Source organism: Phyllobacterium sp. CCNWLW183, assembly GCF_037203775.1.
Taxonomy (GTDB): Bacteria; Pseudomonadota; Alphaproteobacteria; order Rhizobiales; family Rhizobiaceae; genus Phyllobacterium; species Phyllobacterium ifriqiyense.
Map to the genome: position 1 here is coordinate 386,809 of NZ_JBBCBN010000001.1, position 14,167 is coordinate 400,975.

13 protein-coding genes are annotated in these 14,167 nt (G+C 52.6%); 6 read left to right on the plus strand and 7 right to left on the minus strand.

Going from position 1 to position 14,167, the window contains the following annotated elements; genetic code table 11:
* The first annotated feature begins 439 nt into the window (after positions 1 to 439).
* Both V9K95_RS01875 and V9K95_RS01880 read left to right on the plus strand, forming a co-directional pair.
* Complete coding sequence (locus tag V9K95_RS01875; RefSeq protein ID WP_115052840.1) at positions 440 to 2,212, plus strand: SLC13 family permease; 1,773 nt, start codon at positions 440 to 442, stop codon at positions 2,210 to 2,212.
* Positions 2,213 to 2,488: 276 nt separating this feature from the next.
* Positions 2,489 to 2,986 carry an EF-hand domain-containing protein gene (locus V9K95_RS01880; protein WP_336439999.1) on the plus strand — a complete coding sequence of 166 codons (498 nt, stop codon included), beginning with the start codon at positions 2,489 to 2,491 and terminating at the stop codon, positions 2,984 to 2,986.
* 54 nt (positions 2,987 to 3,040) lie between these two features.
* On the opposite strand, the gene V9K95_RS01885 is transcribed toward V9K95_RS01880, so the two are convergent.
* Positions 3,041 to 3,253 (minus strand): hypothetical protein, encoded by a 213-nt coding sequence (locus V9K95_RS01885; RefSeq protein WP_336439998.1) that lies wholly within the window; start codon positions 3,251 to 3,253, stop codon positions 3,041 to 3,043.
* A 38-nt stretch (positions 3,254 to 3,291) separates the two neighbouring features.
* The gene (locus tag V9K95_RS01890) at positions 3,292 to 3,540 is read right to left on the minus strand and encodes a DUF2171 domain-containing protein (protein WP_115052837.1); all 249 of its coding nucleotides are present in this window, start codon (positions 3,538 to 3,540) and stop codon (positions 3,292 to 3,294) included.
* A 128-nt stretch (positions 3,541 to 3,668) separates the two neighbouring features.
* Between V9K95_RS01890 and V9K95_RS01895 the strand changes: the two genes are divergently transcribed.
* Positions 3,669 to 5,174: an NAD(P)H-hydrate dehydratase gene (locus V9K95_RS01895; RefSeq protein WP_336439997.1), complete on the plus strand. Its 1,506-nt coding sequence runs from the start codon at positions 3,669 to 3,671 to the stop codon at positions 5,172 to 5,174.
* A gap of 240 nt (positions 5,175 to 5,414) precedes the next feature.
* Here the strand turns inward: V9K95_RS01895 and V9K95_RS01900 are convergent, their stop codons facing one another.
* The 4 genes from V9K95_RS01900 to V9K95_RS01915 are packed head-to-tail and all read right to left on the minus strand — an operon-like array spanning position 5,415 to position 10,020.
* Entirely contained in the window at positions 5,415 to 6,374 is a 960-nt protein-coding gene (locus V9K95_RS01900) for a Csu type fimbrial protein (protein ID WP_307285501.1), read from the minus strand.
* Positions 6,371 to 8,800 (minus strand): fimbria/pilus outer membrane usher protein, encoded by a 2,430-nt coding sequence (locus V9K95_RS01905; protein ID WP_442958523.1) that lies wholly within the window; start codon positions 8,798 to 8,800, stop codon positions 6,371 to 6,373. Before V9K95_RS01905 ends, V9K95_RS01900 begins: the two co-directional genes overlap by 4 nt.
* Positions 8,772 to 9,491, minus strand: coding sequence for a fimbrial biogenesis chaperone (locus V9K95_RS01910; protein ID WP_442958522.1), 720 nt, complete (start codon positions 9,489 to 9,491; stop codon positions 8,772 to 8,774). Before V9K95_RS01910 ends, V9K95_RS01905 begins: the two co-directional genes overlap by 29 nt.
* Positions 9,492 to 9,513: 22 nt before the next feature.
* Positions 9,514 to 10,020, minus strand: a complete 507-nt coding sequence (locus V9K95_RS01915) for a Csu type fimbrial protein (RefSeq protein ID WP_115052834.1) — start codon at positions 10,018 to 10,020, stop codon at positions 9,514 to 9,516.
* Between the two features lie 573 nt (positions 10,021 to 10,593).
* Between V9K95_RS01915 and V9K95_RS01920 the strand changes: the two genes are divergently transcribed.
* Together V9K95_RS01920 and V9K95_RS01925 are read left to right on the plus strand one after the other, a co-directional pair.
* On the plus strand, positions 10,594 to 11,847 hold the full coding sequence (locus V9K95_RS01920; RefSeq protein ID WP_115053282.1) for an SAM-dependent methyltransferase: 1,254 nt from the start codon (positions 10,594 to 10,596) through the stop codon (positions 11,845 to 11,847).
* Entirely contained in the window at positions 11,844 to 12,203 is a 360-nt protein-coding gene (locus V9K95_RS01925) for an MmcQ/YjbR family DNA-binding protein (RefSeq protein WP_115052833.1), read from the plus strand. Before V9K95_RS01920 ends, V9K95_RS01925 begins: the two co-directional genes overlap by 4 nt.
* A gap of 160 nt (positions 12,204 to 12,363) precedes the next feature.
* Here V9K95_RS01925 and V9K95_RS01930 read toward each other — a convergent pair whose 3' ends face one another.
* Positions 12,364 to 12,855 carry an Lrp/AsnC family transcriptional regulator gene (locus tag V9K95_RS01930; protein ID WP_115052832.1) on the minus strand — a complete coding sequence of 164 codons (492 nt, stop codon included), beginning with the start codon at positions 12,853 to 12,855 and terminating at the stop codon, positions 12,364 to 12,366.
* 149 nt (positions 12,856 to 13,004) lie between these two features.
* Between V9K95_RS01930 and ald the strand changes: the two genes are divergently transcribed.
* The gene (gene ald, locus V9K95_RS01935; RefSeq protein WP_336439996.1) at positions 13,005 to 14,120 is read left to right on the plus strand and encodes an alanine dehydrogenase; all 1,116 of its coding nucleotides are present in this window, start codon (positions 13,005 to 13,007) and stop codon (positions 14,118 to 14,120) included.
* Positions 14,121 to 14,167: the final 47 nt, after the last annotated feature.

Sequence of the window (14,167 nt, forward strand, 5' to 3'; positions counted from 1 at the left end):
AACGGCCCGATTATGGTCAAAAAAATTGGTTAGCTTATATTTCCTTCGCATACGGGACTGTTTAATGAGACATCAGTGTATTGTAACTGCCGTTCTTATCGGTTTATTTTGCCTTTTAGGCGCTGTGGCCCTCCTTTCCAAAGACGATGTTTCCCCGGTTCAATCTCAAACCGACAGTCTTTCTGCCCCGATACCTCCGTCGAAATAACGCTTAGCTGGTGCGCGTGCCCAACTTTGCGTGGCTGTCGCTCAGATGCAGTTTGTGGTCCTGCATGGGTGCGATACACGGCGCATTGTTCAAACTTGTCAGACACTGTTTTACTCCGCCAGGGAATCACGCTCTTAGTTCTCCTACGAATGCAGAACGATTTTTCCTGTTTTCCGAGCTGGGGCGGAACAAATTTGCCTTATCGCGAATTCGGTACAAAACGAGACTCTTATGACCACTCAACAAATCCTGTCCTTTACGGTCATCGCTCTCATGATGGCTGCCTTCATATCGGGACGCTTCCGCTATGACGTCGTGGCAATGTGTTCGCTGCTTGTGGCTGTGCTTGTCGGTGTCGTGCCTTATAAAGATGCGTTTCGCGGCTTCAGCGACGAGATTGTGATTATTGTTGGCAGCGCATTGGTGGTCAGCGCGGGGGTAGCACGGTCCGGACTCATGGAAGCAGCGGTTCAGCGCTTTGTGCCAAGCCTATCATCGGTCCGGGCGCAGCTTGCCATTCTCGTGATTGTCGTCACCATTCTGGCAGCTTTTGTTAAAAATATCGGCGCTCTGGCAATCATGATTCCTATCGCCTTCCAGTTTGCCCGCCGCTCCAACGTATCGCCTTCGGTATTTCTGATGCCTATGTCATTTGGTGCACTGCTTGGCGGCTTGATGACCCAGATCGGCACATCGCCAAATATTGTGGTCTCGCGCATCCGCGCCGAAATGGTTGGCGAAAGCTTTACCATGTTTGATTTTACGCCCGTCGGAGCAACGCTTGCTGCGGTCGGTATAGTCTATCTGGTTTTGTTTTATTGGTTAGTACCAACGCGAACCCGCGAAGATGTTTCAGCCGAAGAGGCAATTGAAATATTGAATTATGTGTCGGAAGCAACCGTTTCCAAGGAATCGACCGTCATAGGCAAGAGCATGACGGATGTTGTAAAGCCAGCCGAAGGTGGGGCGATCGTCACCTCCATTATTCGCGGCGAGCGGCGCGTTACCCCCCTGCCCGATACAAAGCTTGCCCAGGAAGACGTACTCATCTTGCAGGGAGATCCGAAAGCCCTCCACGCTATCGTCACGAGTGGAAAGCTCCAGCTATCGCGCGACCGATCCCATTCGGAGTCGGGCGGTTTGGCCGAAATCGATTCCATCGAAGCCGTCGTGGGAGACACGTCGCCATTGATTGGTGTTTCGGCGCGGGAACTGGCCTTGTTTGATCGCTATGATGTCAATCTTCTTGCCATCAGCAGGCAGGGTGAAAGGATCAAGGATCGCTTGGGCGAAGTCAGATTTCAACTAGGCGATGTCATTGTGCTTCAAGGCCGCGATAGCGTGCTTCCCAATCTGCTGCGTGAATTTGGCTGCCTTCCCCTGGCAAAGCGAACCATATTGCTGGGAAGCGTCCGCCGCGGGCTAGTGCCGCTGCTCATTCTGCTGGCAGCTATTGGCGTTACGGCTTTTAGCCTCCTGCCCGTATCTATAGCCTTCTTTGCGGCTGCGGTTGCCATGGTCTTGTTCAAGGCCATACCGCTGCGCGATTTATATACGGCAATTGACGGTCCGATCCTCGTTATGCTCGCAGCGCTTATTCCCGTCAGCGACGCTTTGAGAACGACCGGCGGAACAGATTTGATCGGACATTTCCTCACGCAGATCGCTCATCAATTACCGCCCTTCGCGGCATTGGCGCTGATCCTTATTGCCGCAATGGCCGTGACGCCATTTCTCAATAATGCGGCGACAGTGCTGGTCATGGCTCCCATTGCGACAAGCTTTGCAACCGGCCTTGGCTTCCGGCCAGAGGCTTTTTTAATGGCGGTGGCAATTGGCGCCGGGTGCGATTTTCTCACCCCTATCGGGCATCAGTGCAATACGCTGGTCATGGGCCCAGGCGGCTATAAGTTCAACGATTACCCCAAGCTTGGCTTGCCCCTGTCGCTGATCATCGTGCTGACCGCCGTTCCTGCTCTGATGCTGTTTTGGCCGCTTAAATAGCCTGAGATTACGATATCAATTCCCTTTGAAATCTGTCACAAGCCATCTGCCCGCAAGGGCAAGGCGCGACTGCTATCAAATTGAGGATAGGGTCGGGCGGGCTGATTGACGTCTCTCCTGCCGCCGCGAAGTAACGTGGCCGTCTTTATTATTTCCGCTGTGCCACAGCCTTTGCATTACAAAATATTAATTCGTCGATCATCTCCCGTTCATTTTGGCAACGCTACGGTCTGTACACGGAGCGGACAATCCGCTCGCGCTACAGGAGAGAAAAAAATGAAACGAATTATCGCTCTCGCTTTGTCCGGAACCTTTTTGACGGTCTTTGCTCTCGGCGGCGCGTTTGCCCAGACGCAAACACCCGACCAGCCTCCCGTGGCCAAAGAAGCGACTAAAACTCCGGGCCATGAACATAAGAGAAATGCCCGGCTCGATGCGAACGACGACGGCGCCTTGGATCAGGCAGAATTTACCAATATTGATCGCCTGAAGGAAGCAGACACCGATAAGGACGGCACCCTTTCCAAACAGGAAATTGAAGCCATGGCGATGAAACGTCTGGTTGAGCGGCAAGCTCAGCGCATGACCAAGCGCCTTGATGTAAATGGCGACGGCGTGGTTACGATTGCCGAAGTCGAAAAGCAGAAGGCCAAACGCTTCGCCCTCATGGATCGCAATGAAGACGGGAAAATTGACAAAAGCGAAATGCGCCATGGCCACAAGAAGCACCATGGCCAAAGACATCATGACAAGAACATGCCTTCGAAAGGTTGATCCGCTCAGCACAAATGCAACGGTCGCTCATTGAGCGACCGTTTTGCTTTTTTCTCATACGTGCTGAGGCGGCTCGCGTACTTCGTCCGGATTGGGCAAAGGCAACTCATCCGGCAATTGCTCCGGCGGTGGCGGTTCTTCTATCGGAATTTCGCCGGGCAGCGGATTCGGTAGCGGCGGTGTTTCGTCCGGACCCGGACCAGGCACCGGATCAACGGGCCGGTTCGTATCCGGACCCGGATCGGGAATTTGCGGTGGATCACCCAAAGCGATTCTCCTTGCGAAAAATACAGTCGGTTTCTGGTTTACCTGTCGTCCGAAGCCTCTTCTTCGAACATGACCGCAACATCGGAATTTGCGGAAAGACGTACCTTGTCGCCTTCGACCTCCGCTACGAGTGCTGTTGAAATATAGTGATGATGGCCTTTATGGGAGCCCTCACCGCTGTCTTTCTTGGTCAGTTTAATGCGGCCACCCTCTACGCGGTCCACCGTTCCAACGTGAATCCCATCGGCACCGATGACTTCCATGTGTTCTTTGATACTTGTTGTCATGATTTACTCCTGGCGTGATAGATCACTAACGCGCGACGCGCAGTTTGGATGCATTGTCACGGCAAAGTCTTTCACCATAAAAATTTAGCGATTAAGCTCGAATGACAACGGCAGGAAACGCGCGCGACATGGCAAATGAGATTTTAACTCCCGCCGAAATGGCCCAGGCCGATCAATCGACGATCAAGGCCGGTATTCATGACGGCTATCACCTGATGCTCAATGCCGGCAACGCTGTTGCACGCCATCTCCTGCGCCATCATGGCGATGCCAGCGCGTTTCATATTCTTTGCGGGCCGGGCAACAATGGCGGTGACGGCTATGTCGTGGCCAGCATTCTCGGCGCAAGCGGTGCCTCGGTAAACCTTTGGACGCATGGCGAGCCAAAGAACGGAACCGATGCCGCGCAAGCTGCGAAGCATTGTCCGATCAAAGTGCAGGACATTGCCGATTTCAAATCCGCACCTTCTGGCGTGATTGTCGATGCCCTCTTCGGCGCGGGCCTCAATCGCGCGGTGAGCGGCCCGGCCGCCACTGCCATCAGCACTGCAAACGGCTCCACCTGCCATCGCGTTGCCATCGACATACCCTCAGGGTTGGACGGGTTGACCGGTCAGGTTCTTGGTACGGCTTTTCAGGCAGACACGACGATCACGTTCTTCCGCAAGAAACCCGCCCATCTGCTTTATCCCGGACGCACTCTGTGTGGAGAAGTTATTGTCGCTGATATCGGTATCGCCGATAATGTTTTGACCGCCATCAGGCCTCAGTGTTTTGAAAACACGCCCGCCTTATGGAAAGCGCGGCTGCCGGTTCTGGAAGAAAACACCCATAAATATGCCCGTGGTCATGTCGCCGTGTTTTCCGGCAATGCCACGTCGACAGGCGCCGCGCGTTTGTCGGCCTTGGCAGCGGCACGCAGTGGAGCTGGTGCTGTCACATTGCTCGCACCAGAAGAAGCGCTTGCGGCCAATGCCGCGCACCTCACATCGATTATGCTGCATAAATGCGAGAACCGGCGCGATCTCGCAACTTTCACGGAAACCCGCAAAGTTGCGGCGTTTGTACTCGGGCCAGCTTTCGGTGTAGGGCGGAAAGCCCGGGAATTTGCACTGGCTCTTCTCAGCGAAACCAAGGCCGGTGTCGTCTTCGATGCAGACGTGATCACATCGTTCAAGGATGAGCGCGAAACACTGTTTAATGCTGCAGCTGGACCCGGTGCCATCAGACTGGTGCTAACACCGCACGAAGGCGAGTTCAAGCGCCTCTTTCCAGAGCTAACGGAAACCAGCATGCCGTCCAAGGTCGAGCGTGCCCGTGCTGCGGCAAAGCTCGCTTGTGCAATCGTCATCTATAAGGGAGCCGACACAATTATTGCATCGCCTGACGGTCGTGCTGCAATCAACACAAATGGCACGCCGCTTTTGGCGACGGCAGGCTCAGGCGATGTGCTTGCTGGCCTGACTGCGGGCTTGATGGCGCAAGGCATGCCAGCCTTTGAGGCAGCCTGTGTCGCAGTCTTCATTCATGGTGCGGCCGCCCATCATCTCGGCTTTGGCCTTATCGCCGAGGATCTCCCGGCTGCCGCGGGGAAAATTATTGGCAAGTTGCTCGCAAACCAGACCACTTTCTGATTTCCATTAACCCTGTCTTTACCTTGATCGTCCACCTTGGTCTCAAGCGCGATTTGTACTGCGTACGCGCTCAAGTTTCTTGGAGAATGTCATTATTCTGTCGCAATGAGAGGGTAATGGTTATGTATAGCGAATAGCTTATTTCCATTTTTGACCACGGATGTACTGGCACTGATGTTGAGATAAGTTTAGGAAGGTCGGGTAGCTCCCGGCCTTTTGCTTTTTCAAGGCTCCCACTGCTCAATAGGTTACAGTAATAACCACCGTATCTGTATAAGTCCCCGGTGATGGCGTGTTCTGTGGTGGAACCGTTGCATAAACGGGGATGTTTTGTGCCAAGCCATTTCCGGTACCGGCGACCGTATTGGTAGGAATAGTCTCACCCCACGGCAAAAGTCGGTTTACATCGCGATAAAGCCCGTAAGTTACATATTCTGTCCCCACGCCCTTCCTCATGCGCCGCGCGGTCGGAGCAGTGCCATTCAAACCATTTCCTAGAGAGACGGAGTAAGGCGTTGTTGCTGAACAGGTTACGTTCACTGCGCCGGTTGCATCAACGTTCGAGCTCAAAATACCCCGTGAGCCAAAATTGACATTAGTGGCAGAGACTAGGCAATCCTTGGCAACATTCAGGCTGGCGGTAAAGCTTGTCGCTGCAGTTGTTCCTGCACCACTTCCGCATCCGTTGCCATCATCAAACCGATATCGGAATGGCGTTTGCGCCCCGGAAAACACAGAACTGTAAGCGCCGGGTGGTGTTGTCGTCTGGTTGGGCAATATTCGTCCATAGATCGTCGTCGTAGTGGTGCCAGTGCCCAAGATCGGAAAAATACCGACCAGGATGGCAGGCGGTCTGGTGGCGAATGCCCAATTATACGAACCCCAAACAACTTGTCGCGCTGAGTCCTGATAGAGCTGGAACTGCAATGCAGTTGGCCCTGTCATTGTGCGGGCACCGGAAGCAACCGTGCCACCCGTTCCGGCATTAATATTTGGGCAGACCAAAACTTCTCGAAACAAACCCAGCACGGCCGTACAGGTTGATGTGAGGGTTGCAGTGGCATCGATCGCACCGCCTTGCAAAGGCGATCCGGAAAATGTCATGGCCGTGGTGGTGAATGTACAGGACTGCGCTAGTGCGGAAGCCGGAGCCAGTCCCAAGCCGAAGACAAATAGCATTCTCAAAACGAAAATCTTCATTGGCACACCACATTCTTTATTTTGACCTGTGTCCCGCGCGCAGCTTGATAGGCAAATCTGGCAGTGCAGGTGCTGCCGTCGGCAAGTTCGACGGAAACGCTGTTTTTCGCTTCCAGACCTGAAATATAGGCCTCGCCATCATAGCCGACGACGAATTCCTCTCCCGCATCGCCGACCCGCCCGCTCAATCCGGCATCCAGCGGCTTGCCAGCTGCGTCCATCAGGCTGACAAGCGCTGAGGCCGTGGTCTGCGCCACGTTGAAGTTCACCACAACGCCGCTGCGATCGTCGGGAACCACAATATCGCGCGTAGAGCCTATACTGGCATCGACGGGCAAATTCGCAGGATCAATAGCAAGCGTGTTGGGCTCATAAGCCCGAAGGTCAGGCACCAATATTCTGCCCCGTCCATTGGTACGGCCGACCGGGCGATTCTCATAGCTGACATCGACGCCGGGCGCGCCCGCATCGACCACCGCAAAAGCATCATCAATGCGGTTAGTGGCAAATACGCCGCCACCGGCAACTGCAATCGCGCCTTCGATCTGAGCCGTGGCGCGCACATTGTCATCATATTGCTGTACGCTGCCTTCAACGCGAGCATGCCTGCCACGATAGCTGGCAGAGGCATAGCGATCCGGTGTTTCGCCCTCTCTCGTGCGCAAACGCCAGCCATAACCGCCTTCCACGCGCTGCTCCGACTTGGCAATCTCGGCAAATCCTGATGGGCCATCATTTGTTTGTTCGTAGCCGGTCGAAACGGAGATATTATTGTCAAACGGAATGGTCAGCCCGGCGAAAATACCGAAACTGCCGCTATCCTCCAGATCAGTGAAAGCAGTGGCAAAAAACGAGCTGCTCTTGAAGAGCTGCTGGTTGTAGGAGGCACTGACAATAGTACTCTTATCTCGGGATTCCAGCGTTTGCTGTGTATAGGAAAAGTTCATACTGCTGCCTTCAAACGGTCCAGGCATTGAAAGCGTGGCTTGCACCAGTGATTTCGGCACCCGTGTGCTGATAGCAGGCAGTCCGGAAACGCCGTAAATATAATTGAACTGGTCGCTCGCCGTCACCGAAGCGATATCGTCGTAGTTTCCGAATGTGTGCTGGACGCGGCCATAAATCGTGTATCTGTTCTTGTAGGTCATTTCGATTGAGCCGTTGAGCAACAATCCCGTATCGCCGTCATGGTGGCTGCCGGCAGCTGCCAATGAGGTGACACCATATGCACCCAGCGGAAACGCAACGCCTAGTCCGCCATTCATCAGATCGGCCCCCCCTTCAAGATGGCCTTCCAACGTCAGCCAGTTGGTCAAGCCGTAACGCGTGGTAAGAGCGCCCATGACATCATCATCGTAATCGTTCGATTCCGTGCCAAAGTTACGCCGTGCCACGCCCACATCGGCTGAAAAATCCCATAATCCTTTGCGGAGCAGCGAGCTCGACGAATAGAATGGTACGGTTGTACGTGTCTCTCGCCCCAAGGTGTCCCGCAACACAATCTGCGCCTCGCCTTGTCCGGAAAAGACCGGGAAATTGGTGACCTCAAAAGGACCGGAAGCCACGTCGCCACTATAGGTTCGAACGTTCTGCGTATAGACTTCCAATGTGGAAGGCACCGCGGCGGTTCCTGAAAGTACCGGCACCGGCAGCGTTACCAAATCTGAGCGCAGGGTAAAATTACGCTGAATCTGCATGCCGCCAAGGAAAACGGGGCGTGTCCATGGCAATCCGCCGGAAATAAAGTCACCCGCACGGTAAGTAATGAGCCGTTCAGGATCAGAAAAGCTCCACGTGGTATTTAACCGCCGAACTCCTTCCAGTTCTCCTTGCGATAAGTTTGCGGTGAATGACTGGCTGAGCGTCCCATAGGGACTGAAGAACCGAGCATCAAACCCGCCTGACACGCCTTGAAACGGTTTTACATTACTCGACATCAAATCATCTGTGCTGGCAAACAGAGAATAATTCAGAACAGCGCCATAGCCCGATTGAGGTTTGGGGGTGTCCCTTTCAGGCCGTGGATTGGCATCGATAATTTTGGCGGATCGCGCTCCATTGTCAGTGTAGATATAGAGGCGCTGTGTTTCGACCTCGACACGAAATTCGACATTGGCGAGACGATTGATTCGAATTGATCCATCCTGATCCCGCGCATTGTCCATCGGCTTCAGACCAACCTCCCGCAATTCCTCGGGTTGTGCTGACAAATCACCATCGGGCAATTGTCTGAAGCTACCGATCAACCCCGTCGGTTCATCATTGATGTAGACTTCAAGATGTAGATCCTGCGCTTCCCCGCTCGGGGACACAGACAAGTCAACAGGATCAACTTCTGGTTGTTGAGACTGTCCAATTGATACCATGCACAGACTTATGCAAAGGATGCCGCCGAGTTTAGCGGCCGCTGATCGCAACATCTGCATTGACAGGTCCGGCGTCGCTGAGAGCCTTAAGCGCTACCCGACCGGATGAGATTGATTTGCTTGCGCCAATGGGCCATTGCATGCTGGCGCCGCCAAGGACATATCCAACGAGCCCCCCGCGCGAGCCAAGGACACGTCCGCCTTGTGACAATTGCACTTCGGCCAATCGAAGTCGCGTATCACCCGTATTTCGGGCGGTCAGCATCAAAGATCCTTTTGTTTTTGCAACCCCCCATGCGACCTTCGGCGGAGACGCGTCCTGGCCTCTGAAGAATACCGGGATCGAATATCGTACCACCAAAGTCACCGTGCCCCCTTGCTTGCGCGATGGGTCGGGCAGTTCATCAACAACAACCCTGTAGCTTTCCTCTGCAGCAACAGGCTGTTTCGAAACGCGGACAATACGAACAGCATAGTCCTTGCCGCCGGTGAGTTTTGTTGAAGGCGGACTGACCACAACATCATTCGTCGGCTCAAGCCGCTCCACGCCATTGGCCTGTGTCCAGCGGAAAATACGTATCTGCACATTGATAGGCCGTTTGGCCTCATTGGTGAGCGTCAATACACCCGCGCTGCCCGGCGCAACCAAATCAATGTTTGTCGGGGAAACACGCAGTGAAGCGGCATGGACTGGGCCAGAAAAAAGCACACAGAGGCTCATGACGCCAATGCTGTAAAGCATGGATCGCACTTTGTTCTCCTTTGTGAAAAGGTCAGTAGGTAACTTCGATCGCGACTGTATCGGTGTATGTTCCGATGGCCGGTGTCGTTTGAGCCGTCACACGGCCATAGACCGTTATGGCTTGGCTCGCACCATTCCCCGTACCTGAAACCAGATCTGCCGGCACCGCATTGCCCCAGAGCGTGGTATAGGCCGCATCCTTATAAAGCGAGTAATTAACGGTTGCTCCGGCTGGGCCCGTCATTTTGCGTGATGCCAATGTAGCACCTGAACCCGCGCCAAGGCCGAGCCCGACTGTATAAGGTGTGCCATTGGTGCATTGAACCGTGAGGACGCTGCTCGAATCAACATTTGCTACGAGAAGACCGTGAGAGCCGAAGTCCAGCGTGCTGGCTGAGACGACACGGCATTCCGCCGTTATCTGAATCTGCACTCCAAGATTGCCGTTCGCCACAGCGGCAACCGCTGGAGCGCTGAACCCAAGCGCAGCAAAAATCGATGCCGCAACGACTTGGTTTACTCGATTCCCAGAACTCATTCATCCTCCTCATGATCGTATTAAAAAATACAACCTGCAGTTTTCACGAACTGATCCCCCGGACCACATTCCATTACGATAATTCTTATACCTTTAATTTTACTTAGCGGAAAGCCAGAATTCATAATATTGGTTATTGATGTTGTTTATCAGGCATTTATTTGCAAATGATAGTTTCATAATTTACAGACTGGAGCAAAAAACTTCCGTAAATTTTTAAATACTTACTGCACATATAAAAACCAAACTGCCGTAAATGCTTAACAGAATCATCGCATGTACAGATGTTACTTATCACACGCATATGTATACAATTGACGCTTCCTGTCTAAACTTCATGTATTTTTGTCGTTTTTTGTCTATTTTCAAAGGCCAGATGGTCTACGCTGGAAGCCAATCCTTTTTGCCTGGTGCAGCTTGCCCGACACCCATAATTCTTGTCCTAGGCTGAGAGTTGCCGATCAGAGAAATGCAATCATCCCGCGCAAGCTACGATGAGAAAATTCTCTTGAACTATTGTCCTTTGGGGGAAATATTAAGTCAGCGAACGGAAAGTCTGGACCGATGACCAATATTAAAAAGACCCTTTCCACCGATAGTCTAGCCCAATTGAAGTTGCTGACACCGGAAAATGTCGGCGCGGCTTTGAAGGGATTCCCGTTAAAAGTACAGGCTGCACTGCGGGCTGCGGTCCATCTGCCCCGTGGTACATTGACCATAACAACGCCCGACAAGCAGATATTCAAGGTAGGCGGCAAACAGACAGGTCCTGATGCTTCGTTGGTTCTGCACAATTGGAACCTGCCCCGCCGCGCTCTATCCAGCGGAACAATTGGGGTTGCCGAATCCTATATGGACGGCGATTGGGACAGTCCTGATGTCACCACTTTTCTTGAACTTTTTGTTGTCAATGAACAGGTTGGCGAAGACATTGCCGGCGGTTCAAGCTGGTTCGTCAATACGGTGCAGCGCTTACGTCACTGGCTAAACGAAAATACCCGAAGCCGTTCGCGCAAGAATATCTCTGCCCATTACGATCTCGGCAACGCCTTCTACCGTGAGTGGCTGGATCCCACCATGACCTATTCATCCGCCTTGTTTGCTGAAGGCGCAAACGATCTGGAGAGCGCCCAAACGGCAAAGTACAGCGCCCTCGCCCGCAATATTGGAATCACTGCTGATTCGCGCGTTTTGGAGATCGGTTGCGGCTGGGGTGGTTTTGCCGAATTTGCCGCCCGCGAAATTGGAGCCAAGATCACCGGTCTGACAATCAGCCGCGAGCAATTCGACTATGCAAGCCAACGCATTCAACGAGCCGGTCTTTCCGAAAAGGTTGATATCCGATTTCAGGATTATCGCGATGAGACCGGCAAGTATGATCACATTGCCTCTATAGAAATGTTTGAGGCGGTCGGCGAAAAATACTGGCCCGTATTCTTTTCAAAGGTCAAGGATTGCTTGAATCCCGGTGGCAGCGCTGGACTTCAGATCATTACCATCAATGACAAATCCTTTGAGCGCTACCGTAAGCGTCCGGATTTCATCCAGCGTTATGTTTTTCCGGGCGGTATGCTGCCAACGCCCACAAAGCTGAAAAGTCTCGGCAAGGACTTTGGTCTCGACATGTACCGCGAAAATATCTTCCCGCAGGATTACGCCCGAACTTTAGCTGAGTGGCGGGAGCGTTTCTGGGGATCATGGGATCGGCTGCGCCATCTCGGCTTTGACGGTCGTTTCAAAAAGCTTTGGGAATTTTACCTGTTCTATTGCGAGGCAGGCTTCCGCTCCGAATATATCGATGTACGCCAGGTCTTCTATAAATCGTGACCGACGAAAATCTCGAGCGTGCGTTTGAGCGTATCTGGAAACTGGCTGATGCCCTGCATTTACCAGAGCTCATAAAAAGCACAACTCACGGCACGCCCTCGTTGAAGGTCAAAACCTCATTCATGGGGCGCTTGAAGGATGAATCGAGCTTTGCAATTTATTGTCCGCTGGAGGAAAAGCCTCTCCTTATGGAAAGTGCACCCAGCATCTATTTCGAAACCGACCATTATAAGGGATGGCCATATATACTAATTCACCTTGATGCCATTTCCGACGAAGAGCTCAGCCATCGGATAAAACTGGCTTGGCACACAAAGGCTCCTGCCAAACTCAAAAAGTCGATTACGTCAATTTAAGCCCTCTTGGACCACCACGGTCAGGAACAATGGAATCTTGAGGGAGTTTTGACGAATAATCATCTCCAACACAGAAATTTCCGCAACTTTTGCCGAAAAACCTCCGATTTTTGCCGAAGATTTTCAACCATGGAGAGAAAAATGGTTGTGATGACGCGAGTTACGGGTTCGATGAGATTTCTATCAAGCCCGTCTCCACTCCCAATCCGGTTCGGTCTGCGACTTCACGAAGAGCAAAAGATGAGTTGATTTTGGTGACATGCGGCATGGCCGAGAGCCAAAATTTATGAATACGCTCATAATCTTCAAGGTCTTTCGCAGCAATACGAAGCAGATAATCGTATTCACCTGACATGAGATAGCAAACCAGAACATTCGGACATCGCCGCACTGCAGTCTCGAATTCGCGAAGTTGATTATCCGCCTGTCCAGAAAGCGAAATATTGACGATTACCGTGACGGGATGACCGAGCAATTTGTTGGATAAACGTGCATGATATCCACGAATAACGCCGGACTTTTCCAGTATGTCCAAGCGCCGCGAACAGGCAGATTGCGACAGGCCAATTTTTTCCGCCAACGTCGCATTCGACATGCGTCCGTCTTTCTGCAAATTATCAAGTATAGCGATATCAATCCTGTCCAGCGACATTGTTCGAATAATCCATTACTTATAGCAATTACTACGCAAGAATACGCGAATAACCACCAACCGTCGAGGCCATTTGGCAAGGACATGCGATGGGAGATGTGGTGTTATATTGCTCCCCAATAAGCAAAGCAGAACAATGAGGAGGCATTATGCGCGTTGGTTGCCCTAAGGAAATTAAAAACCATGAATATCGCGTCGGCCTGACTCCGGGTGCCGTACGCGAATATGTTGCCCATGGCCATCAGGTCATAATCCAGTCCGGAGCTGGTACAGGAATTGGCGCAGATGATGGAGCCTATCAGGCCGCCGGTGCCAAAGTAGTAAAGACTGCAGAAGAAGTATTTCAGCAGTCTGACATGATCGTAAAGGTTAAAGAGCCACAGCCATCCGAATGGAGTCAGCTTCGTGAAGGTCAGCTTCTTTATACTTATCTTCACCTTGCTCCCGACCCCGAGCAAACCAAAGGTCTTCTGAATTCCGGTGTGACGGCTATTGCTTATGAAACTGTGACAGACGAGCGTGGTGGGTTGCCGCTGCTTGCACCTATGTCAGAAGTTGCTGGCCGCCTTGCCATTCAGGCTGGCTCTACTGCTTTGCAGAAAGCAAATGGCGGTCGCGGTATACTTCTCGGCGGTGTTCCCGGCGTTCTGCCCGGCAAAGTTACCATCATTGGCGGAGGTGTTGTCGGCATCAATGCGGCGCAAATGGCTGCTGGACTTGGTGCAGACGTTACAATTCTGGATCGCTCGATTCCCCGCCTGCGTCAGCTCGACGATCTGTTCCGCGGGCGTATCCATACACGCTACTCCACCATCGAAGCCCTTGATGAAGAAGTGTTTTCTGCCGATATCGTCGTTGGCGCCGTTCTCATTCCAGGCGCTGCTGCGCCCAAACTGGTAACCCGCGAAATGCTTTCCGGCATGAAAAAAGGTGCTGTTATCGTTGACGTTGCCATTGATCAGGGCGGCTGCTTTGAAACCTCCCATGCCACTACACATTCCGAGCCAACTTACGAAGTGGATGGCGTCATCCATTATTGCGTCGCCAACATGCCGGGTGCAGTTCCCGTGACTTCTGCCCACGCGCTCAACAATGCGACCCTGCAATATGGACTGCAATTGGCTGATCGTGGCGTCAAGGCTTTGATCGACAACCCGCACCTGCGCAATGGTTTGAACGTGCATAAGGGCCGCATTACAAACAGTGCTGTTGCCGAGGCGCTCGGTCTTGAAATGTTCGAAGCAAAAGCCGTTCTAGCAGCTTGATTTTATTGATTATAATGAAAATCCCGGGTCAGTGACCCGGGATTTTT

Coding starts and splice junctions, on each gene's coding strand:
- V9K95_RS01875 (WP_115052840.1), top strand. CDS start 440: ATGACCACTCAACAAATCCTGTCCTTTACGGTCATCGCTCTCATGATG.
- V9K95_RS01880 (WP_336439999.1), top strand. CDS start 2,489: ATGAAACGAATTATCGCTCTCGCTTTGTCCGGAACCTTTTTGACGGTC.
- V9K95_RS01890 (WP_115052837.1), bottom strand. CDS start 3,540: ATGACAACAAGTATCAAAGAACACATGGAAGTCATCGGTGCCGATGGG.
- V9K95_RS01895 (WP_336439997.1), top strand. CDS start 3,669: ATGGCAAATGAGATTTTAACTCCCGCCGAAATGGCCCAGGCCGATCAA.
- V9K95_RS01900 (WP_307285501.1), bottom strand. CDS start 6,374: ATGAAGATTTTCGTTTTGAGAATGCTATTTGTCTTCGGCTTGGGACTG.
- V9K95_RS01905 (WP_442958523.1), bottom strand. CDS start 8,800: ATGCAGATGTTGCGATCAGCGGCCGCTAAACTCGGCGGCATCCTTTGC.
- V9K95_RS01915 (WP_115052834.1), bottom strand. CDS start 10,020: ATGAGTTCTGGGAATCGAGTAAACCAAGTCGTTGCGGCATCGATTTTT.
- V9K95_RS01930 (WP_115052832.1), bottom strand. CDS start 12,855: ATGTCGCTGGACAGGATTGATATCGCTATACTTGATAATTTGCAGAAA.
- ald (WP_336439996.1), top strand. CDS start 13,005: ATGCGCGTTGGTTGCCCTAAGGAAATTAAAAACCATGAATATCGCGTC.